Consider the following 20,467-nt stretch of genomic DNA (forward strand, 5'->3'; position numbering starts at 1 on the left):
CATGACTTCAGGGCCAGCCGTTATCGGCCGGGCGTTTCAGTTCTTCCATGGGAGGCGCCGAGTGCGGCGGCTGGCGCTGCTCAAACCCGGGAATTTCCCTGCGGATCGTATCCGCCGCACTACCGCCGCCGCCCAGGCCGCGAAGCTGGATCTGGAAAAGAATACGGGTATCAAGGCCCTCATCGCGTGTCCGATATCTCTGGGCAACCAGCTGCATATTCCAGCAACAGCTTGTGTACTCGATCCCCGCCAGCGTTCCCGCTGTCTCGTCATTATCCATGTCATAGATCCAGCGGCCAATCAGGCTCGTCTGCTCCCCCAGTGGCACGACGCTACTGAGGTCGGACTGCTCAAGGCCCGTCGAGGCATCGTAGGTATGCCCGGCGTTGGCCAGATACCGGAAGTCACTGCTGTGAAACCGGATCTGGCTGGTGCCCCGGAGGGTTTCCCCTTCTTCCTCATCCCACTGGCCCGAGGAACGCAGGGTCAGGTTGTCCAGAGGCTGCAACAGGAACTCCCCCGCCAGAGGCGATGAGGACGCACTCGAGCGCCCCTGCCCATTCGGCAATGCCACGTTCTCGTCTTCAAACCTCTGGATCCGGCCGATGCTGAAGCGGGCACGCTCGATACCCCGGTCCATGTCATAGAACCTTGTGGTGAGCGCCGCCGTCAAGCGGTTGTTGTCGCCGACCCGGTCACCGCCGGTGAATCGGTCCCGGGCGAACAGCTGGCTGAAATTGAACGACGTCAGCGCGGTGTCAAAGGTGGGAATTCCCGTCTGGTCACGCTCCGGGGAATACACATAGTAAAGCCGGGGCTCAAGGGTCTGGTTGTAGAAGCGATCCCCCAGCGTAAAAAAGCGATCGAAAAAGAGACCAGCATCCGCGTCCACGAAGGGAACGGAACGACTGAAAGGCTCATCCTTCTGGACGTCCTCAAGATCATACTCGGTGTGGTCCAGCATCACGGACGTGCGAAGGAACCCCGGGAGCCCGCTCAGTTCCCAGCCCACTTCGGGCTGGGTTCGCAACCGGTGGCCAACAGCGGCATTGAGCCCACCCAGGTTCTCATTCTCCCGCCAGAAGTAATTATATTCGGTTTCGCTGGTGGCGTACCAGTTGCCCCACTGATCGCCCGCATCCAGGCGCAGGCGGGGCAGCTGGTTGTAAGGGCGCCTGGCCTGGGGAATGGCCGGATCAATAGTCTGGAAGCCCCTGAGCGCGGCCGAGAAGTTGAGCCCCTGCCCCCGGTAGCGAAGCTGCCCCTCGCGTTGCAGGTGCGTACTCTGCTGGATATTCAGGGTCCGGTTCAGATCCTGGGAGTAGTCATCGTCGCTGACGGCGGCGTAATCAATCGTGCCCAGCCAGTTGTTGCCAAAATCCGATCGGTTTGTGAAATCCAGGCCCCATCGCTTGGAACTGTTGCCCGGTGCCTCATCCGCGTAGGCATTATCGCTGTCAATGAATCCAACCTGAAGGTCCGATTGCCCGAGCGGGCCCAGGTAGCGGGCTTCCATCTCGGAAAAATAGCCGCGCCCATGGATGAACTGCGGGGTGTAGGTCAGGTCGTAGTGGGGAGCCAGATTCAGGTAATAGGGAGTGGCCACATAGAAACCGGACCCGGTATTCGAGGTCCCGAATGAGGGGTATAGAAAGCCGGTCTTGCGCCGATCATCCAGTGGAAAGCTGATCCAGGGGATGTACATCACGGGCACATCCTTGACCCGCACCCGCACGTGCCGGGCTGTGCCGAATCCGCTGTCCTGGTCCAGGTCCACCTGGCTCGCGGCAATCGACCAGTCGTTGCGATCCGGCTGACAGGTGGTCAGCACGCCCTCGCTGATGCGCATGGACTCAGTGCCGGTGCGGCGGATGCGGGTCGCCTGGCCTCGCATGTGGGCCTCGTGAAGGAGAAAAGTGGCCGTGTTGAGTTCCAGCTCATCCCCCTGGCCACTGGCCCTGGCGTTATCACCCGTGAGGAGGAAGCCTTCGCCCCGGCTGACGACGTCGCCTTTGAGGTCGAGCTCGCCGGAAACCTGATTGTAATCCGCCGCGTCACTGCGGGCCCGCAGCGCCCCCTGTTGAACGCGGACGTCGCCCCGCAGCTCCATGAAGTCATCCAGCCGATAACGCGCGGACCGGCTGGTGATGTTGATGGGCTCATCCGCCTGCGCCTGTTCCTCACCAGCCGGTTCACCGCTCCCGGCCAGCTCCACCGGACGATAGGTGCCGCCACAGTATCTGGGTACCTCCTGCTGGAGCGACGGGGGCAGGTCCGCCCAGGGCTGCCAGTCAAGCTCGGCGGCGGTTGGCGCTGTATCACAGAACGCGGGTACGGGAAGCCCCAGAAGCATGAGCAACAGGGGTCTGCACCACTGAACCGGTTGTTTTCTGATGATCGGGTTCCACACGCAGCGTATCTCCGGGGGCCGCCACCGGCGGGTCTGGGACAGGGGCACAGTCTACACGTGGTCGCGGCGGTTGTTAACGCGCCAGCCAGGCCAATGCCTGCTGGTCAGGGGCAAGCATGCTCGTGCAGAATAGGTGGTTTGTTGATGGCCACAGGATAACACCATGGACCAACGCTACCGGGCCCTTCTTGACTGGCTGGAAACATCGCTCCAGGCCACGCCCGACGCAGTAACCCCGGTTGCCGGCGATGCCAGTTTCCGGCGCTATTTCCGGGTGACGCTGGGCAACGAGACCCACATAGCCATGGACGCGCCCCCGGAAAAGGAAGGTTCGGACGCCTTCCTGGCCCTGGCCCGCCACTGGCACCGCTACGGGCTCCATGTGCCCGCGGTGCTGGAGACGGACCTGGCTCAGGGCTTTCTGCTGCTGGAGGATCTTGGGGATGATCTCTACCTGCACCGCCTGAGCGACGAGCCCACGGCGGACATCCTGTACGGGGATGCCCTGGAGGCGTTGATCCACATCCAGCCCCGCAGCAGCCCGCCCGAATACGCCCAGCCCGATTACGACGCCGAGCTGCTTGAGCGTGAAATGCAGCTGTTCCCGGACTGGCTGCTGGAAAAAAAGCTGGCCCTGACCCTGTCCAACCAGGAACAGGCGATGCTTCAGACCACATTCCGGACGCTCATCGAGTCCGCCCTGGCACAGCCCCGTGTTACGGTGCACCGGGATTACCATTCCCGGAACCTGCTGATCACCGAATCCAACAGCCCGGGCATTATTGACTTCCAGGACGCGGTAAATGGCCCCATCACCTATGACCCCGTCTCCCTGCTCAAGGACTGCTACATCCGCTGGCCGGATGAGGCCATTGAACGGTGGCTGGAGCAGTTCCGCGAGGAATCCGCCCGTGCCGGCCTTCACCATGCGGACAGCGCCACCTTCACGCAGTGGTTTGAGCTGATGGGGCTCCAGCGCCACCTGAAGGCGGCCGGCATCTTTGCGCGGCTGGACGTCCGTGATGGAAAGCCGGGTTATCTGGCGGACATCCCGAGGGTGCTCGACTACATGGTGACCGCCGCCTACCGCCAGCCAGCCCTGACGCACTTTGCCGGCTGGCTCGAGGAACGCGTGATTCCGGCCATGATGAAAGAACTGGAAGCCACTGCATGAAAGCAATGATCCTGGCGGCTGGCCGCGGCAAACGTCTGCGCCCGCTTACCCTTGAAACGCCCAAACCCCTGATCCAGGTGGGCGGCAAGCCACTTATCAAATGGCACCTGGAGCGACTGGCACGAGCCGGGATAACCGAGGTCATTATCAACACGGCCTGGCTGGGCCAACAGATCGAGGAAACACTGGGGGACGGCCAGCAGCACGGCGTGCGGATCCGCTATTCCCGGGAAGGCACGCCGCTGGAAACCCTGGGCGGCATACGCCGGGCGTTACCCATGCTGGAGGATGAGGGGGACTTCCTGGTGATCAATGGCGATGTCTGGACGGATTTTGATCCGGCCCGGCTGCTGAAAAACGATCAGCCGGATGCGGACACCCTGGCGACGCTCGTACTGGTCGCCAACCCCGATCACCATCAGGATGGCGATTTTATGATGACAGATGCGGGCCAGGTCCTCGGCGGGGGCGAAGGTACACGCTATACTTTTGCCGGGATCAGCCGGCTCAGCCCAGAGCTGATCCACCAGGCATCGTCCGACGAGGAGCGGCTTGGCCCCCTGTTGAAACGGGCCGCCGATGATGGCCGGGTCCGGGGGATCCGCCACAGCGGCGCCTGGTTTGATGTGGGAACCCATGAACGACTTGCGGCCGCCGATGCCCATGTAAGACAGTATGGACCGTCATGACCAAACGCAACGCCCGGGACGAAACCACGACAAAAACCAATGATGAGCTGCCTGAGCTGCTGCGGGAACTGGCGTCCTGCGGGCACCACGGCGCACGTCTGCTGGAGCGCACCGGTCTGCCCCGCTGGTCCCTTCCTGTGCTTTTCGAGCTGATGGGCTACGTGGCCAAGGCGGAGGGCCGGGTCACCGAGCTGGATATCCGTTACTGCGAATCGCTGATGCGTAATTTCGGCTGCAGCCCGCGCCAGCGGCGCCGCCTGATACGCCGGTTCAGTGTCGGCAAGCGCGACCAGGAACCCGTGGTTCCGCTCTGGCTGCGGATATTGACCCGCCGCTGGCCGGGAACAGCCCAACGCCTGAGCATTGCACTCGCCCATCTCTGCTACCTGGATGGCCCCCATTCACCGGCCCGCTCCGCCCGTTGCCAGAACGCCATTCTTGCCCTGGGCCTGCCGGCAGCCGATGGCAACCGCATAATGCACAGTTACCGCAGCAAGATCTGGATCACCTCCCCCAACGAGGGAGACAGTGAGCCACTGACAGGGCTGGCGCGCGCCTGTCAGGTGGTGGGCGGCAAGCAATCGGACTCACTGGAGGCGCTGCGCCAGGCGTATCGCAAGAAACGCAGCCTCTACCACCCGGACCGGGTGGAGCACACGGACATGGATCCACAGCTGGCACGGACGCGCCTGGAAGAGATCCACAAGGCCTGGGACCTGATCAACCGCCGGCACCCGGAAGCATAAGCGGCGGCAGCGGAATCCGCCATTCCAGGGCATCCAGCAGGTTCTTGACCGCCAGCCCCAACTCAGTATCCCCCTCAATCACCAACTGACGCTGGAAGAAAAGCCGGTCCGGATCCTCACGGCGCTCGGCCAGCTGGCGAAACGCCTCCGGCGTACCCCGGATCACGGCCTCACCGGGCGCATCGGCAAGGCGCAACCGGCCACCCCAGAACCCCAGAGTCACCCCGGCGCTGCCGTCATCCAGCTCCAGGCGCAGCGCACGCCCCTCAAGCTCCTCAAACTCACCTTCCCGGAGGGCTTCGGCAAAAAGGTGATTCAGCGGGATCTCCACCAGTCCCTGTTTCAGCACCCAGGGGATTTGCTGGTCCAGCAGCGGAATGGCATCACGGGCGATCCGTTCAATCAGCGACTTCATCCGTTATGGCTCCATTCCATACCCGGCCGCCCATACCAGTACCCATCACAGGGCGGCGCTTCGGCAAGGTGAAGGGGGTGACGCTCCGGAAAACGCCCATTGCGCGCCTCGTCAAAGCGCTGGACCACATCGGCCATCCCCTCGTACTCCGGGCTCAGGCGGACCGTATCCACACCCAGGTTCTGCATATCGGGTATCTCGCGCATGAGGTCATAGCAGGCGCCGGAGAGGGTGGCGATGCCGTTGAGGCGGAACACGTCCTGGCTCTCCCGGGATTTAAGGGGCAGGCCGTCCGGATGCTGCTGGCAGACAAACTCACAGCGGTCCTTGGGCTTGTCGTAATAGCGGGCCGTAAAGCACCGCGAGGACCAGGCCAGCGGCAGGAAGCCCCAGGCAAATACTTCCACCGGCGCATAAAGACCCTCGTCGTTCAGATGTGCCAGCATGTCCGCCAACGTATCCCGGCTCAGCTCCACCGGCAGGCACCAGCGCCTCAAGCCTTTCTTCAACAGGATCCGGAGTGTTGCGGGGTTATAGATGTTCACGGAAGGCCCGGTCACAAAGGGCAGCCCGGCCTCGGTAACCATGTTCAGGGCACTCTGGTCATTCGCCTCCACCAGGAACTCACCGTTGTCCCGGATACGGCGCAGGGTGCGCAGGTCAGCCTCGGATTCAATCAGCGTCTGGGAGGACAGCACCACCTCCTTGCCGCAATCCTTCAGGTCCCGGGCCAGATCCACCCAGTCCGCCACCTTCATGTCACGGCGCCGGGAACAGACCACCTCACCCAGATAGATCGTATCCACCGGCCACTCCGCCGCCTCCGCGTAAAAATTCAGCACATCCTGGCGGGGCCAGTACCAGAGAATGGGCCCCAGCGAGAGTTTCATCATTTCCAGCTCCGATGCCATGCACCCAGTGTGGTCTGCCCGCCCTCGGACAGATGATCCAGTGTCCGTTGCCACTCCGGCGAAGGTTTAAAGCGCTCAGGCGCCTCCCGCACCCGGTCAATCGCCGCCCGCCAGGTCGCCGCCACCTGCCCCGTATAGGCAGGACTGCGCTGGCGCCCTTCAATCTTCACGGCAGAAACCCCCAGCTCATGGAGCTCCGGCAGCAGATCCATGGTGTTCAGACTCGTAGGCTCCTCGATGGCGTGATAGACCTCCCCTCCCACATCGAAGCGCCCCTTGCACAGCGTCGGATAGCCCGCCTGCTCCCCCGCCTCGAAACGATCAATCAGCACCCCGTTAAGCCGCGCATCCAGCCGATCCCCGCTCTCCTCCCAACGAACCGCCTTGGCCGGCGAACAGGCACCACAGGTATTGGGGGACTCATCGGTCAGATAGGACGACAGATAACACCGCCCCTCCGCCATGATGCACAGACTGCCAAAGGCAAACACCTCCAACTCCACCGGCGAGGCTGATGCCACCTGCCGCACCTGATCCATCGACAGAACCCGTGGCAACACCGCCCGCTTTATCCCGAACTCCCGCTCATAGAACCGCAGCGCCTCATAGCTGGTTGCTGATCCCTGAACGGACAAGTGGCGTGGAACCTGCGGATACTTCTCCGCCGCATAAGCCAGCAACCCCATATCCGCCAGGATCAACGCATCAACCCCCAGATCCACCGCCTTATCCAGGGTCGCCGTCCAGTGCTTCCACCCAGCCGGCTGCGGGTAAGTATTCAACGCACAGAACACCCGCGTACCCCGCCTGCGGGCATACTCCATCCCCTCGCGCATACGCTTCTCGGTGAAGTTCAGGCCGGCAAACTGGCGGGCATTGGTGTGATCCCGGAACCCGATATAAACCGCATCGGCCCCCTGATCCACGGCGGCCTTGAGTGCGGGGAGACTGCCAGCCGGGCAGACGAGTTCCATGACCACCTCCAACGAAAGACTAAGCGTCTGCTGATGCATTCTGGGCGTCGGCGAAGGCGGGTAAGGCTATTCGGGACTGTCTGAGGCCAAGGATGGCCGAAGCAAGCGTACACGGACGTATTCACCCGCGTGTCCCGAATAGCCTTACCCGCCTCCGCCGACGCCCAGAATGTATTAGCAGACCACCCACCCCACAACTGAATCCGTCAAGCACCATTCATTTACCCAATTTGCATATTTCAAAAAAGTCTAACGAATGCATCCCTTATCAATTTAAAGTATCAAAAAAGACTGATACCGTTACCCTCAATCTGAATCCCCCTTCAAAACGGAATCGAGGTCGCTATGAGCGCTGACTCCAAACAACTGAACCACCAGGTGGTCATCGTCGGCGGCGGCAGCGCGGGCACCACCGTCGCCGCCTCACTGCTGCGCCAGAAACCCGAGCTGGACGTAGCCGTGATCGAACCCTCGGACACCCACTATTACCAGCCCGCCTTCACCCTCGTCGGCGGCGGCACCTACGAAATGGCCAAAACCGCCCGCCCCCAGAAAAGCACCCTCCCCGAGGGCAGCACCTGGATCAAGGACGGCGTGGCCACCTTCGAGCCGGACGACAACAGCCTGACCCTCAACGACGGCCGCAAAGTCAGCTACCAGACACTGGTGGTTGCCCCCGGCATCCAGCTCAACTGGGGCAAAGTGGAAGGCCTTGAGGAAACCCTCGGACGCAATGGCGTATGCAGTAACTACAGCCCTGAAACGGCCCCCTACACCTGGGAGTGCCTGAAACAGTTCCGGGGCGGCAACGCCATCTTCACCCAGCCGCCGCCCCCTCTGAAGTGCGCCGGCGCACCCCAGAAGATCGCCTATCTGGCCGCCGACTACGCCCGCAAGCATGACCTGCTGAGCGAGAGCAACTTCCAGTTCTACAGCGGCGCCGGCGCATTGTTCAGTGTTCCGGATTTCGTGCCGCACCTGGAAAAGGTCGCAGGCCGTTATGGGATTGGCATCAACCTGGGTCATGACCTGGTCGCCGTGGACGGGGAGCGCAAGGTGGCCACCTTCCAGACCACCGACGCGAACGGGGACAAACAGACCGTGGAGCAGCCATTCGACCTGCTGCACGTCACACCCCACCAGAGCGCCCCGGAGTTCATCAGCCAGAGCCCGCTGGCAAACGCGGACGGCTGGGTGGACGTGGACAGGAACACGACCCAGCACAACCAGTACAAGAACGTGTTCTCACTGGGCGACGCCAGCTCGTTGCCCACCTCCAAGACGGCGGCAGCCGTGCGCAAGCAGGCACCGGTAACAGTAAAGAACCTGCTCGCCCATATGAACAGCCAGCCGCTGGAAGGCAGCTACGACGGCTACACGTCCTGCCCGCTGGTCACGGCCTACGGCAAGGTGATGCTCGCGGAGTTCATCTACGACGGGGTGGTAACGCCGACGCTGCCGCTGAGCCCCTTCAAGGAATCACGCTTCTACTGGTTCGTGAAGAAGAGCATGCTCCCGCCCTTCTACTGGAACCAGATGCTGAAGGGCAAGGAACCGGATATTGCGCACAAGCCGTTAAACGCCTGACCAGTCCTTCACGCAGCGCTCGCGCTGGTATTCGTTACCGGCAGCGGTGGCATGGGGCAATCGAGCTGATCGGCGATAATGCGCAGCAACTCGTATTCCCGGGGGCTGACGTCATTGTCATGCAGTACGCAGTGCGCGCAGGCATCAATGAGCGCGGGCTTGAGCATGGGCGGCAGCCCTCCCAGTCGCTTCAGTGATGCCAGCAGGTCGCGTACGCCCGGGCCGCGATCCTCAGGCGGCTTCGGGTCCGACTCGAACCCCGCCATGGCCTCGCGGTACAGCGCCTCGGTATCTCCTGAAGCTCCCGTGGATGCCATGATCCAGAGCAGGTTCCGGACATCCGCCATAACGGGTGCATAACGACGATGGGTCACCCGTCGATTGCGCCCTGCCTTTTCATTGAGATGGCGCTTCAGGAATCCAAGGATGGCGATGTCATGGAGCCGAGCTCCGCGCTCTTCGCGAATCAATACCTCCATGTCCCGAAAAAGCTGCCTGCGGGCCTCGGGTTCCAGTTCCCGCAGCGCCGGAAGGGCCAGTTCCACAAGCGGTAAGCGATAGGCAGGCCCCAGGTCACTCAGGTTCTGGCCCAGTGACCGCACCAGCATCTCATCAATGGCCACGGCACCCACCGGCTCGAGTTCAGCGACACGCTTTGCGATGGTTTCATGGTCGGTACCATCGAGCGCCAGGGCAAAACACAGATGCACGGCGCCTTCGGGTTCGTGCAGTTGCTGGTTCAGGCCGCTCGGCAGCGAAGCCAGCAGTTCCCTGGCGTAACTCGTGTTCACCGATGTCACTGTGCCCGCCGTGGCGGAAGGCGCCGGGGCCTTAATACCACCTCCGGAGGCGAATCCCATCGCCGCGCCGGGCACCGCCTCCCCTGCCTCTCCCTGGGCGGCGCCTCCCTGCTGCCCTTCGCTCGTCGCCTTGCGATGGCGTGCAGACATGCGCGCCATCAGGGTCTCATCAATGGCGTCCAGGCGTGCCTTGATCGGGGGGTGGGAGGCGAGGACCCCGCCCAAGGACAGTGATACGCTCTCACCGAAACACATATGGTTCATGTCTTCGGCATGGCTGGTGGCCGTGAGGTGGGAGCCACCTGCATCCAGGCCGATCCGGTAGAGCGCCCCGCCAATGCCTTCGGGATTACGCGTGAACTGGACCGCCGCCGCATCCGCCAGGAACTCCCGTTGCCGCGACACGGCCGCCTTGATGATGCGCCCGAAAAACAGGCCCACATAGCCGACCACCACCAGCGCCAACCCGGCGGCGAGGACCGGCAGGCCATTCCCGCGGCGGCTGGTGTGACGGTGCCGTCGAAACATCATGGACCGCAGCAGATACTGGCCCACCTGGCCGATCAGAAGTATTCCGGAGAGCATGGCAATCAACCGCACGTTGACGCGCATGTCGCCGTTGAGAATGTGGCTGTACTCGTGCCCGATCACGCCCTGGAGCTCTTCCCGATTCAGCTGCTCCAGTGCGCCGCGCGTCACCACCAGCACCGCTTCATTGGGCTGGTAGCCGGCCACGAACGCATTGATGGCGTCCTCCTGATCCATGACGTAGAGGCGCGGAACGGTGACGCCGCTGGCAATGGCCATTTCCTCGGTCAGGTTGCGCAGCTGTTTCTCGCCGGCATCGTCGGTATTGGCAGCGACCTCCCGGGCTCCAACCATGCGCGCGACCCGCTCCCCACCTCCGGCAAGGTCTATAAAACGGTGCAGGCTTCCGCCCAGAATCACCAGGACCACCGCGCCCATGGTCATGAGGCCCTCGGGTGCCAGAAGCCACTGCCCCAGGGGGAGGGGGTCGCCTTCGAAGAAGCCGAGGTAAAGCCCGTAAACCACGGCGGTTACGGCCACCACGATGGCGATAACCGCCAGAGTGAAGAGCCCGAACAGCACCAGTGAATTCCGCCGCGCGCGATCCTGGCTTTCAAAGAATTCCATAGTGGCTCACCCGCTCAGCTGAAGGATACGCTGGGCGCTTCCTGGATCTCTTCGGTATCAAACTCGAGCAGTTCCGCTGGCTTGAATGAGAAAAAACCGGCCATGAAGTTGTTCGGGAACTGCTCGCGGTAGGTGTTGTAGGTCATGACCGAGTCGTTGAAGGACTGGCGGGCGAAGGCGACCCGGTTCTCGGTGGAGTTGAGCTCTTCCATCAGCTGCTGCATGGTCTCGTTGGCCTTGAGATCCGGGTAGTCTTCCATTACGGCGTTGAAGCCGCCGAGGGCCTTGGTGAGCATGTTTTCGGCGCTGCCGAGGTTTTTCATCTTCTGGCCATCGCCGGGATCGCGCCGGGCGTCGTCCTGGGCGCTTTCGGCGCCGCTGCGGGCTTCGGTGACGCGGGCGAGGGTTTCGCGTTCGTGGGTCATGTAGCCCTGGGCGGTTTCCACGAGGTTGGGGATCAGGTCGTGGCGGCGCTTGAGTTGGACGTCGATCTGGGCGAAGGCGTTCTTGAAGCGGTTCTTGAGGGTGACCAGGCGGTTGTAGATGGTAATGGCGTAGGCGACTACGGCAATGATGACGGCCAGGCCGATCCAGGTTGTCAGGTTCATGTGCGGTTCCTCGTTATCGGTTATTCCATTAATCCTCTGATTAAAAGTCATATTGTGGTTCTTCGCCACCCCCTGCTGGCATTCGATGCACTTGATCGATATCAGGGAGGCGCTCCGGTGATGGCTATATGCTTGGTGCAATGAGCAGAGGTGGCGATGGGGAGGGGTTTCCAGGAATCGCTATAAATACATCCATGTACGCTGCGCTTCGGCCATCCATGGCCTCAGAGCTTCCCGGAAACCCCTCCCCATCGCCACCTCTGCTCACTCAAAGTTTGTGCTCCCCTCCAACAAGAATAAGGGGGTCGGATGGCGGTTCATCAGGCGGATGTGTGTGTTATTGGCGCCGGGCTTGCGGGCATTGTTACGGCTCTGGAGCTTATTGAGCGTGGCCACCGCGTTGCTCTTGTTGATGGTGCTCCCGCTGAGCGTTGCGGGGGGCAGGCTAACGAGGCCTTCGGTGGGATGCTGCTGAGCGGAACGCCGGAGCAGAAGCGCAACGGGATCCGCGATAGCCCTGAGCTGTTGCTGGCGGACTGGCATTCGGCCGCCTGCTTCGAGGATAACGATGAGTGGCCGCGCCATTGGGCGGAATTCTATGCCGAGAACTGCCGGTCCATGATTTACGACTGGCTGAAGGGGCATGGGATTCGTTTCTTTCCTTCGGTCCAGTGGGTGGAGCGGGGGAATTTCGGGGATGGGAACAGTCTGCCTCGTTACCACATTGTCTGGGGTTGTGGTCGTGGCCTTGTGCAGACCCTGGCGAAGGCTCTCTTCCAGCATAAAAACCAACATCTGCTGACGTCCCTGTTTGAGCACCGGGTTACCGAGCTGGAGCAGGCAGGTGGTGCCATTACCGGTTGCAGTGGTCATTACGGGAAGAGTGCCTTTCGCGTGCAGGCGCCTCATACGGTGGTCTGCAGTGGGGGGATTAACGGGAACCTGGATCGGGTTCGGGCGAACTGGGCGGCGTGTTATGGGCCGGCGCCGGGGAATCTGTTGGCGGGGAGTCATCCGGATGCGGATGGGGCGCTGCATGATGTGGTCAGTGGGCATGGGGGGCGGGTTACGCATCTGGAGTGGATGTGGAACTACGCAGCCGGGGTTCGTCAGCCGGATCCGGCGTTTGAAGGGCAGGGGCTCAGCCTGATACCGCCCCGCTCGGCGTTGTGGCTGGACGCATACGGGCGGCGTATCGGGCTCATGCCGCTGGTGACCGGTTTTGATACCCATGACCTGTGTTGCCGGGTTGGCAACCTTCCCCACCAGTACTCCTGGCAGGTGCTCAATCGTCGCATGGCCATCCGTGAGCTTGCGGCGTCCGGCACCGATACCAATCCGGATTTCCGGGATGGTCGGCTGCTGCGGGTTGTCTGGAATGCGCTTCGTGGTGGTGATCCCTCGCTGACGGACTGGCTGCTGGAGTCCTGCCCGGATGTGTTGTCAGCTGATACGCCCTGGGAGCTTGCCGAGCGCATGAACCAGGTAACGGATGAAGAGCGCATTGATCCCACCACCCTGGAAAGCACCATCGATGCCTATGACGCCCTGCTCCGCCGGGGCAGGAAATTCCATAACGACGACCAGATCCGGAAGCTTCAGCAGTTGCGTCGCTGGCCCGCCGACCGTCTGCGCACCTGCCGCCCCCAGCCACTCATCAACCCGGACGCCGGACCGCTCATTGCGATTCATGAACGCCTCATCAGCCGCAAGAGCATGGGCGGGATGATGACGGATTTGAATTCCCGGATCATGGCGGATAACAATACCCCTGTCCCCGGACTCTATGCCGCGGGTGAGGCGGCCGGTTTCGGGGGTGGTGGCATCAGTGGGGTGCGTTCGCTGGAAGGGACCTTCCTGTCCAACTGCATCCTCAACGCACGACAGGCGGCGGCCGCCATACACAGCAACCCTTAAGGGAGAACCAATAACCATGAAAAAAACCGGTGCTTCCCTGGTTCGTCACGCCCTTGAACAACTCGGCATCCAGTGGACCTTTGGTATTCCCGGGGTCCACAACACCGAGATCTACGACGAACTGAACCAGTCCGAGTCCATACTGCCCACCCTGGTCACCCATGAGATGAGCGCGGCCTTCATGGCCGATGCGGTCAGCCGGACCGGCGCCGGTGTGGGCACTTTGCTGATCGTGCCAGCGGCGGGCGTTACCCATGCCGCCAGTGGCATCGGGGAGGCGGGGATCGACGGGATTCCCATGCTGATCATCTCCGGAGGAATCCATTCGGAAAGCGGGACCCGCTACCAGCTCCATGAGATGGACCAGCATGCCCTGCTGGCGCCAATCACCAAGAAGACCTGGCGGGTTACCCGGCACAGCGATGTCATCCCGACCCTTTACGAGGCTTACACCACGGCTGTTACCGGCGAGCCCGGGCCGGTGTTCGTCGAGATCCCCTACAACATCAGCAACTTCATCGGGGATGTGGATGACATGCCCGACTTCAAGGCGCCGGACCTGCCCCCGACACCCCCGGAAGCATCAATCCGGGCGGCGGCGGAAGCGCTGATAGAGGCCCGCAAGCCCGGGATTTTCGTGGGCTGGGGCGCGGTTGATGCCACGGACAGCCTCAAGGCCCTGGCCGACCACCTCGATGCGCCCGTGGCCACGACCCTCCAGGGGCTGAGCGCCTTCCCCCACAACCATCCCCTGCACACCGGCATGGGCATGGGGGATTACTCGGTGCCGGCGGCGACCAATGCCTTCAAGGATATTGACTGCCTGCTTGCCATCGGCACCCGGTTCTCCGAGATCCCCACCGGCAGCTACGCCATCCACCCGCCGGAGACACTGATCCACCTGGACATCAATCCGAACGTATTCAGCGCCAATTACCCGGCCAGCCATACCCTGGAGGGGGATGCCCGCAACACAGTGCCCGCGCTGCTCAAGGCTGTGCAGAAGCTGCGTCCGGAACCGGCACAATCGGGCATACGCGGTACCATTGCCACCGATAAGCAGGCGTACTACGACCAGTGGCGCCAGCACGACAGCGGGGACCGGGTGAATCCCGAACTCTTTTTCTCAAAACTCCGTGAGCGACTCGCGGACGACGCCATTGTGATTGCCGACGACGGCAACCATACCTTCCTGGCGGCGGAGCTGATGCCCATCCACGGCCCCCGGCGTTTCTTCTCGCCCAGCGATTTCAATGCCATGGGCTACTGTGTTCCGGCCGCCATTGGGGCCAAGCAGGCCAGGCCGGAAGTCGATGTGGTTGGAATCGTGGGTGACGGGGCTCTGCTGATGACGGGGATGGAGCTGATCACCGCCGCGCGCTGTGGGTTGGGCATCGTGATGGTGGTGTTCAATGATGGCGAGCTGTCCCAGATCGCCCAGGCCCAGAAGATCCCCTACAACCGCAAGACCTGCACCGTGCTGACGGAGCTGGACTACGCCGCGCTCAGTCAGGCGCTCGGGGTGGAGTACGTGAGCATACCGAACAATGAAACCCTGGAAACGGGGCTCGCCGATGCCTTCGGAAAAGCCGCTGACAACCGACCGGTACTGGTGGACCTGCGCGTGGATTACAGCCGCAAGACGCGTTTCACACAGGGGGTGGTGAAGACCAACCTTTCAAGGATGACCACCCGGGACAAGACCCGGGTGATCGGCAGGGCACTCTGGCGGCGGGTGACCGGCTAGGGACCGGCACCCGCGATACTATCGCGATCAGAACTGATAGACCACGTGGGCACGGTAGACCATGGGGTCAATCTTGACCGTGCCAATATCGGCGCCGTTCAGCTCCGCGTCGGTCTCAATATCCACATAGTAGGCGGAGGCGCCGACGGACCACTGGTCATCCAGGGGCACATCAACACCGGCCTGGGCTGCGATTCCAAACGAATTATCCAGGCTCAGGTCGTTCGCACCTGTTGCCGTCTGGCCAGTAGCATTCAGCTCCTCATCCCAGAACATGGTGTAGTTGAGTCCAGCGCCCACATACGGCTTGAACCCGAGATCCATGCCGGAAAGCGGAAACCAGGACACGGTGGCCGTTGGCGGCAGGTGCTTCGTGGAACCAATGGAGGAACCGCCAAGCTGGCTGGCCTCGATATCGTGCTCGAAGGGAGTGCTGGCGAGCAGGTCCAGACTCATGTTGTCCGTGACCATGTAACTCAGGCTGACAGCGGCCTGGATATCCCGGTCAGCCCGCAGGTCAAAGGCGCCACCCGCAACCCCTGAGTAGCTGCCGCCAGGCACGACACTGGCCAGACCGCCACGAACAATTGTATCGCCGGGCTCATAGGCCAGGGCCTGGGTGGTGGCCGCGAGGGCGGATACGGAAAGAGCGACTGCGATGCAGCAACGACTGGTGTTCAGACGCATTATCTGACTCCTGCTTGCGAATTTGGGGTGAGTCTACGCAAACGGGCCAGGATGATTCTTGATTTTCGTCAGATACCTCGTCCTGGTAAGGGGATCCCCTTACCTTTCTGATTTCAGTATCGAATAATGGGTCTGAGCAGTTTGCTCTGGCGAGAAGGATTACCGTATGCGCTGGAGGACCTCCGCATCCTCGCTTCCGCAGCCCGAGCCATCCCCTTCGCTTCTCGCATTGATGGGGTAACTGTGCGTCGGGCCATGACACCCTATTCCCTCAATGATTCTATATTTTTATAGCATATTTACAAGGAAATCACCATGTCTACTTTAATCATCATCAATGACCCACCCTACGGGACCGAAAGGCTCTACAACGGACTGCGTCTCGCTCATGCCCTCATGAAACAGGATGCTGACGTGACTGTCTTCCTTCTGGGGGATGCCGTGGCCGGGGCCAAGGCGGGCCAGAAAACACCCGATGGCTTCTACAACATCGAGCGCATGGTCAAGCGTGTGACTACCAAGGGGCGGATCTGGCTGTGCGGGACCTGCATGGACGCGCGCGGCATTACCGAAGACGAGGTCGTGAAGGGCGCTGAACGCAGCACCATGGATGCCCTGGCGGAAGCGACCATGGAGGCGGACAAGGTGCTGGTTTTCTGAGAGGCCGTTCAGAAGCTACTGAACGGGCAGCCCCGAGGCCTTCCATTCCGGGTAGCCGCTGTCAAAGCGAACCGCTGCGATGCCCTGCTCCCGCAGCAGTTGAACCGCATCCTCGGAAAGGGCACAGAAGGGACCCCGACAATAGGCCACGATGGTCTGCCCCTCAGGCAGTTCACGCAGACGCTCCTGCAGTTCTTCCACCGGGATGTTGAGGGCCCCGGGGAGATGCCCGGCGGAGTATTCCTGCTCGGGCCGGACATCAAGCAGGGTCACGCCGCCGCTCTCAATCTGCGCCATAAGCTCGTCCGCATCCACGGCATCAAGCTCCGAGCCATCGCCGTGGAAACTGTCCACAAGCTGGCGTACTTCGGCGATGTTGCGCTCAGCAACTTCCCGCAATCCCGCCATCAGCGAAATCACACGGTCATCGGCAAGACCGTAGTACATGAAGCGCCCTTCCTTGCGCGAGCGCACCAGGCCGGCCCGGCGCATCTGCTGGAGGTGCTGTGACACCGTGGCCACCGCCAGCTCCGTCCCCTGGCTCAGCGACTCCACGCTGCGCTCACCCTGGGCAATCAGCTCCAGCAGTTCCCACCGATACTCATGGCCAAGTGCCTTGGCAACCGCTGCGAAATGCTGGTAAATCGAGCGCTTCTGTTCGGTTCGGTTCATAGATCCATCGTTTCCAGATAATGCAGTCAGATTAATTGTATCAATCAATAATCCAATTGAAAGCGTGGTTCCTCGGGCTGGACGGGATGCTGATACAGCCCGACTGGAACCTGTGATGGTCAGGAAGACTCTATCCTGCGGAACAGGCAGTAAACGAAACTCTGAGTCACCCCTGACGGCGTCTGGTGCTGCTCCTTCTCCTGATCCACAAGCTCAAAACCCGCGCCGAATTCAGCCTGGAGCTCTTCCGGTCGGTAGCGCATAACCGGAAGCCCACTACACTCGGCCGGCCCATCTTCCGCAAAGGTTGCCACGATCAGGAACCCCCCCGGTTTCAGGGCATGACGCACAACATCGGCATAGGCGCGACGGTCGTCCGCCGAAGTCAGAAAGTGGAAAACAGCCCGGTCGTGCCAGAGGTCATACCCGTTTTCGGGAAGTTCGGCTTCGAGGATATCCGCCTCCCACCACTGCACCTCCGACGCCCGATCACCGAGTCGTGCTCTGGCTGCCTGCAGCGCCGTACCGGCAAGATCGAGGACTGTGATCTGACGCTGACCTTCGGAGAGCAAATCGTCTACCAGAGTTGATGCACCGCCGCCTACATCAATGATCGACGCCCTCGAGCCAACACCGGTTCTTTGAATCAGCTCGAGGGAGCGTTCAGCATGACTCTGATACCAACTGACTTCATCGGTATCCCGGCTCAGGTAAACACCGTCCCAATGACGTTTTGCATCCATAAAATACCCGCCAACAATCTTTTATTAGATCTATAGATTGAATATTAATATCAGGAGTACATGCGTTCAACCGATGACGACAATAAACAATGGGTGGATGAGTATGGATATCGCTCCATACCATACCACCGGAATCCACCCTGTTATCGGGATACGCGGCAGGCCCGATCCATGCTGTGGGACGGTCCGTTCAGAAGGCGCTGGTGGTAGGATTCAAAGGCGGGAGACCCCGGAGGCCAGAGACTCTCGAACCAGTCGAGCCATTCGGGGGTCACCGCTTCAATTGCGAGGGTATCCATATGGACGCCCTGGCAGACGGTTCCATAAACCGGCATAACCGGCGAAGGGTGCCGGCTGATGCGGGTGACCAGACCGCTTCGTTCACCCTCAAAATTGGGCATGCCGGCCGCGCCGTTGTTCAGGACCATGGCATCGCCACCCGGGCCATCGAACCGTTGCATGAAAGGCAGGCAGGTATGGGTGCAGGCGAAAGCGTCCACGGCCGCGCGCTGGAACCAGCTTTCAATGGTCGCATCGCCCTGCCCCGGCGCAGGCATGGCTTCGACGGCCAGCCCCCACCCCGCGAGGGATTCAGGGTCGCCGTGGATGACACCCACTCGACACTCACCCACCTGGAAACGCAACTGGCGCGGCAGTGCTCCCAGTTTGTCCCGGAGATCCGGACGGGATTCGATCATGCCCTTGAGATGCTCGATGATCCTGTTCGAACGTCCAACCATGGCGTTATCCACCCATTCCGGATAGGCACAGCCACAGCCGGCGCCCGGCTCCGGGTCGGCCAGCTCGGTTTCCACATTGCCCTGGAGGGCCGTGTACGCGAGCACCCGATCATTGATCTCTGCCATCGCGGCTGGTTCCGCATTGAACCAGTTGAAGTCGCCATTGAAGACCAGGGTTGGCCTGGGCAGTCCTTTGGCCTCTTCCCGCGCCGCAAGCGCTTCCACATCATCCAGCGCCTGCCGGTTACCATAGAGACCGCCGATCACATAGAGGGTTTCAGCAGCGCGCGGCTCCAGGGTGGCAAGCGCCTCTGGTGATGTCCGGTAGGCGACTGGGCAACTACGTCCCGGTTCCTGCATCATCCCTCCAAATCTCCAATACGGGCGTCACGCTCGGGCTGCAGGCCCAGGATAAATACGCTGAACCCGACCACCAGAATACCCAGGGTCACCACCAGCAGGTGCGAGTAGGTGTGTTCCAGCCCGGTCAGTGCGGCCAGCATCGTGATGTAACCGCTGTCTTCCAGGAAATAGAGCACGGCACCTCCAATCGCCGCCACGCCATTGACGAGCAGGCTCCAGCCCGCCACGCGCCGCCCCAGAAAAATGCAGAATACGATCACTGGGGTCAGGAACAGCGAGGCCGTACCGCTGACCGCGACCGCAGCATACAGGTCGTCAGTGCCGAAAAACACCAGGAGCAGGCCACCCACCGCGAAGCCCGCCATGGCACGACGCCCGTTCGCAAGTGTGCGCCGCATCAGCCCCGAATCAACCACCATCAACTTGGAAACGCTGGAAAAGGTCGAATCCATGGTGGAGACAGCCGAGAGGACCAGGGCCAGTCCCACAAGGAACATGGCGGGGCCACCCAGCAGGCGATCAAGGGTGGTCAGGAAGTCGCCGTCGTCACCCGCGAAACGGCCGGTGTGAACGCCAATAACCCCAAAGGCCAGAATCAGCAGGGCCGAGATAGCGAAGGCACGCAGGAAGCTCTGGCGCGTGGTGTCGCGATCCGCCAGAAAACCCCGATCCATCATGACCGGATCATGCAGCGGATAGCTCAGCACCTGCAGGAGCGCGACTACCAGCAGGATCCAGCCAGGGCCAGTATCCTGGTTGGTGCCCGCCACCAGGCCACTGATCGAGAAGCCATCACTGCTCAGCACCAGCCCAAGCAGAAGAACGATCACCACCACCAGAAACGCGGCCTGCCAGACGTCGGTATGCAGCGAGGCCCGCAGGCCTCCGGTCATGGAATAGACCAGCGTGATACCGGCTACCGCAACGATGGCCAGGTCTCCGGCGCCGTCGCCCCAGGTGCTGAAGACCATACCGACCACCAGCAGGTTGGCAAACACTTCAGTCAACAGCCGCAGCGCGAGCAGCACATTGTAGGAGGCCGCACCCGCCACGCCGAAGCGCTCGGACAGGAATCCCTGGACGTTGTCGACGCCGTGGTGGAACCGCAGGCGATCCACGATCAACCAACCGGTGAGGAAGGAGCCATAGTAGGCCGTATACGCCAGCGCGCCGGGCAGGCCGAAGAAATACCCCAGTATGCCCGCGTTGAGCAGGGAGCGCGCGAAAATCCAGGTGGTGACCTGGGACAGGGTCAGCGTCCAGACACCGGGCGCCGCGCCCGTATCGCTGGTCCCCCGGAAGAAGCCGTCCAGGGAGCGGGCCCGGGGCGCAAAGACGACGCTGGCCACGGCCACCGCCACAAGGATCAGCAGGAAACTGGGCAAATGGATGCTCATGTCACGCTCTTGGTCCCTCAGCTGGTTTCTTTGGTCGTACCCTGGCAATGACGCACAGGAGAGCGCCATGTT

Annotated in this window: 18 protein-coding genes; 7 read left to right on the forward strand and 11 right to left on the reverse strand. The window is 61.8% G+C overall.

What is annotated here, in order from left to right; translation table 11 throughout:
- Positions 1 to 7: 7 nt before the first annotated feature.
- Positions 8 to 2,353, reverse strand: coding sequence for an LPS-assembly protein LptD (locus DES49_RS09835; RefSeq protein ID WP_133736428.1), 2,346 nt, complete (start codon positions 2,351 to 2,353; stop codon positions 8 to 10).
- A gap of 220 nt (positions 2,354 to 2,573) precedes the next feature.
- Here DES49_RS09835 and DES49_RS09840 point away from each other — a divergent pair, with 220 nt between their 5' ends.
- The 3 genes from DES49_RS09840 to DES49_RS09850 are packed head-to-tail and all read left to right on the forward strand — an operon-like array spanning position 2,574 to position 5,019.
- Positions 2,574 to 3,584, forward strand: coding sequence for an aminoglycoside phosphotransferase family protein (locus tag DES49_RS09840; RefSeq protein ID WP_133736242.1), 1,011 nt, complete (start codon positions 2,574 to 2,576; stop codon positions 3,582 to 3,584).
- A complete protein-coding gene (gene murU / locus DES49_RS09845; RefSeq protein ID WP_133736243.1) occupies positions 3,581 to 4,273 on the forward strand; it encodes an N-acetylmuramate alpha-1-phosphate uridylyltransferase MurU in 693 nt (230 codons plus the stop codon). Before DES49_RS09840 ends, murU begins: the two co-directional genes overlap by 4 nt.
- The gene (locus DES49_RS09850) at positions 4,270 to 5,019 is read left to right on the forward strand and encodes a co-chaperone DjlA (protein ID WP_133736244.1); all 750 of its coding nucleotides are present in this window, start codon (positions 4,270 to 4,272) and stop codon (positions 5,017 to 5,019) included. Before murU ends, DES49_RS09850 begins: the two co-directional genes overlap by 4 nt.
- Here DES49_RS09850 and ubiT read toward each other — a convergent pair.
- The 3 genes from ubiT to ubiU are packed head-to-tail and all read right to left on the reverse strand — an operon-like array spanning position 4,994 to position 7,319.
- Positions 4,994 to 5,434, reverse strand: coding sequence for a ubiquinone anaerobic biosynthesis accessory factor UbiT (gene ubiT, locus DES49_RS09855; protein WP_133736245.1), 441 nt, complete (start codon positions 5,432 to 5,434; stop codon positions 4,994 to 4,996). The two genes, DES49_RS09850 and ubiT, sit on opposite strands and share 26 nt — an antisense overlap.
- Positions 5,431 to 6,327: a U32 family peptidase gene (locus DES49_RS09860; protein ID WP_133736246.1), complete on the reverse strand. Its 897-nt coding sequence runs from the start codon at positions 6,325 to 6,327 to the stop codon at positions 5,431 to 5,433. The genes ubiT and DES49_RS09860 overlap by 4 nt, the downstream gene beginning before the upstream one ends.
- Positions 6,324 to 7,319, reverse strand: a complete 996-nt coding sequence (ubiU, locus tag DES49_RS09865) for a ubiquinone anaerobic biosynthesis protein UbiU (protein WP_133736247.1) — start codon at positions 7,317 to 7,319, stop codon at positions 6,324 to 6,326. Before ubiU ends, DES49_RS09860 begins: the two co-directional genes overlap by 4 nt.
- Positions 7,320 to 7,664: 345 nt before the next feature.
- Here ubiU and DES49_RS09870 point away from each other — a divergent pair, with 345 nt between their 5' ends.
- Positions 7,665 to 8,906 (forward strand): NAD(P)/FAD-dependent oxidoreductase, encoded by a 1,242-nt coding sequence (locus tag DES49_RS09870; protein ID WP_133736248.1) that lies wholly within the window; start codon positions 7,665 to 7,667, stop codon positions 8,904 to 8,906.
- 8 nt (positions 8,907 to 8,914) lie between these two features.
- On the opposite strand, the gene DES49_RS09875 is transcribed toward DES49_RS09870, so the two are convergent.
- On the reverse strand, positions 8,915 to 10,861 hold the full coding sequence (locus DES49_RS09875) for a M48 family metallopeptidase (RefSeq protein ID WP_133736249.1): 1,947 nt from the start codon (positions 10,859 to 10,861) through the stop codon (positions 8,915 to 8,917).
- Between the two features lie 14 nt (positions 10,862 to 10,875).
- Positions 10,876 to 11,469 (reverse strand): LemA family protein, encoded by a 594-nt coding sequence (locus DES49_RS09880; RefSeq protein WP_133736250.1) that lies wholly within the window; start codon positions 11,467 to 11,469, stop codon positions 10,876 to 10,878.
- A gap of 309 nt (positions 11,470 to 11,778) precedes the next feature.
- On the opposite strand from DES49_RS09880, the gene DES49_RS09885 reads away from it, so the two are divergent.
- Both DES49_RS09885 and DES49_RS09890 read left to right on the forward strand, forming a co-directional pair.
- Entirely contained in the window at positions 11,779 to 13,386 is a 1,608-nt protein-coding gene (locus DES49_RS09885) for an FAD-dependent oxidoreductase (RefSeq protein ID WP_133736251.1), read from the forward strand.
- 16 nt (positions 13,387 to 13,402) lie between these two features.
- Positions 13,403 to 15,133: a thiamine pyrophosphate-binding protein gene (locus DES49_RS09890; protein WP_133736252.1), complete on the forward strand. Its 1,731-nt coding sequence runs from the start codon at positions 13,403 to 13,405 to the stop codon at positions 15,131 to 15,133.
- A gap of 27 nt (positions 15,134 to 15,160) precedes the next feature.
- Here the strand turns inward: DES49_RS09890 and DES49_RS09895 are convergent, their stop codons facing one another.
- Positions 15,161 to 15,820, reverse strand: coding sequence for an OmpW/AlkL family protein (locus tag DES49_RS09895; RefSeq protein ID WP_133736253.1), 660 nt, complete (start codon positions 15,818 to 15,820; stop codon positions 15,161 to 15,163).
- Between the two features lie 315 nt (positions 15,821 to 16,135).
- Here DES49_RS09895 and DES49_RS09900 point away from each other — a divergent pair, with 315 nt between their 5' ends.
- Positions 16,136 to 16,480: a DsrE/DsrF/TusD sulfur relay family protein gene (locus DES49_RS09900; RefSeq protein WP_133736254.1), complete on the forward strand. Its 345-nt coding sequence runs from the start codon at positions 16,136 to 16,138 to the stop codon at positions 16,478 to 16,480.
- A gap of 15 nt (positions 16,481 to 16,495) precedes the next feature.
- Here DES49_RS09900 and DES49_RS09905 read toward each other — a convergent pair whose 3' ends face one another.
- The 4 genes from DES49_RS09905 to DES49_RS09920 all read right to left on the reverse strand — a co-directional run bounded on the left by DES49_RS09905 (position 16,496) and on the right by DES49_RS09920 (position 20,395).
- On the reverse strand, positions 16,496 to 17,152 hold the full coding sequence (locus tag DES49_RS09905; RefSeq protein WP_133736255.1) for an ArsR/SmtB family transcription factor: 657 nt from the start codon (positions 17,150 to 17,152) through the stop codon (positions 16,496 to 16,498).
- Positions 17,153 to 17,271: 119 nt separating this feature from the next.
- Complete coding sequence (locus DES49_RS09910; protein WP_133736256.1) at positions 17,272 to 17,895, reverse strand: class I SAM-dependent methyltransferase; 624 nt, start codon at positions 17,893 to 17,895, stop codon at positions 17,272 to 17,274.
- Positions 17,896 to 18,038: 143 nt separating this feature from the next.
- Entirely contained in the window at positions 18,039 to 18,998 is a 960-nt protein-coding gene (locus DES49_RS09915) for a metallophosphoesterase family protein (protein ID WP_133736257.1), read from the reverse strand.
- The gene (locus tag DES49_RS09920) at positions 18,995 to 20,395 is read right to left on the reverse strand and encodes an SLC5/6 family protein (RefSeq protein ID WP_133736258.1); all 1,401 of its coding nucleotides are present in this window, start codon (positions 20,393 to 20,395) and stop codon (positions 18,995 to 18,997) included. The genes DES49_RS09915 and DES49_RS09920 overlap by 4 nt, the downstream gene beginning before the upstream one ends.
- Positions 20,396 to 20,467: the final 72 nt, after the last annotated feature.

The organism is Halospina denitrificans (assembly GCF_004364635.1).
Lineage (GTDB): Bacteria > Pseudomonadota > Gammaproteobacteria > Pseudomonadales > Oleiphilaceae > Halospina > Halospina denitrificans.

Bases quoted from the DNA above. Each gene is read 5' to 3' on its own strand.
- DES49_RS09835 (WP_133736428.1), bottom strand. From the start codon at position 2,353: ATGCTTCTGGGGCTTCCCGTACCCGCGTTCTGTGATACAGCGCCAACC.
- DES49_RS09840 (WP_133736242.1), top strand. From the start codon at position 2,574: ATGGACCAACGCTACCGGGCCCTTCTTGACTGGCTGGAAACATCGCTC.
- murU (WP_133736243.1), top strand. From the start codon at position 3,581: ATGAAAGCAATGATCCTGGCGGCTGGCCGCGGCAAACGTCTGCGCCCG.
- DES49_RS09850 (WP_133736244.1), top strand. From the start codon at position 4,270: ATGACCAAACGCAACGCCCGGGACGAAACCACGACAAAAACCAATGAT.
- ubiT (WP_133736245.1), bottom strand. From the start codon at position 5,434: ATGAAGTCGCTGATTGAACGGATCGCCCGTGATGCCATTCCGCTGCTG.
- DES49_RS09860 (WP_133736246.1), bottom strand. From the start codon at position 6,327: ATGATGAAACTCTCGCTGGGGCCCATTCTCTGGTACTGGCCCCGCCAG.
- ubiU (WP_133736247.1), bottom strand. From the start codon at position 7,319: ATGGAACTCGTCTGCCCGGCTGGCAGTCTCCCCGCACTCAAGGCCGCC.
- DES49_RS09870 (WP_133736248.1), top strand. From the start codon at position 7,665: ATGAGCGCTGACTCCAAACAACTGAACCACCAGGTGGTCATCGTCGGC.
- DES49_RS09875 (WP_133736249.1), bottom strand. From the start codon at position 10,861: ATGGAATTCTTTGAAAGCCAGGATCGCGCGCGGCGGAATTCACTGGTG.
- DES49_RS09880 (WP_133736250.1), bottom strand. From the start codon at position 11,469: ATGAACCTGACAACCTGGATCGGCCTGGCCGTCATCATTGCCGTAGTC.
- DES49_RS09885 (WP_133736251.1), top strand. From the start codon at position 11,779: ATGGCGGTTCATCAGGCGGATGTGTGTGTTATTGGCGCCGGGCTTGCG.
- DES49_RS09890 (WP_133736252.1), top strand. From the start codon at position 13,403: ATGAAAAAAACCGGTGCTTCCCTGGTTCGTCACGCCCTTGAACAACTC.
- DES49_RS09895 (WP_133736253.1), bottom strand. From the start codon at position 15,820: ATGCGTCTGAACACCAGTCGTTGCTGCATCGCAGTCGCTCTTTCCGTA.
- DES49_RS09900 (WP_133736254.1), top strand. From the start codon at position 16,136: ATGTCTACTTTAATCATCATCAATGACCCACCCTACGGGACCGAAAGG.
- DES49_RS09905 (WP_133736255.1), bottom strand. From the start codon at position 17,152: ATGAACCGAACCGAACAGAAGCGCTCGATTTACCAGCATTTCGCAGCG.
- DES49_RS09910 (WP_133736256.1), bottom strand. From the start codon at position 17,895: ATGGATGCAAAACGTCATTGGGACGGTGTTTACCTGAGCCGGGATACC.
- DES49_RS09915 (WP_133736257.1), bottom strand. From the start codon at position 18,998: ATGATGCAGGAACCGGGACGTAGTTGCCCAGTCGCCTACCGGACATCA.
- DES49_RS09920 (WP_133736258.1), bottom strand. From the start codon at position 20,395: ATGAGCATCCATTTGCCCAGTTTCCTGCTGATCCTTGTGGCGGTGGCC.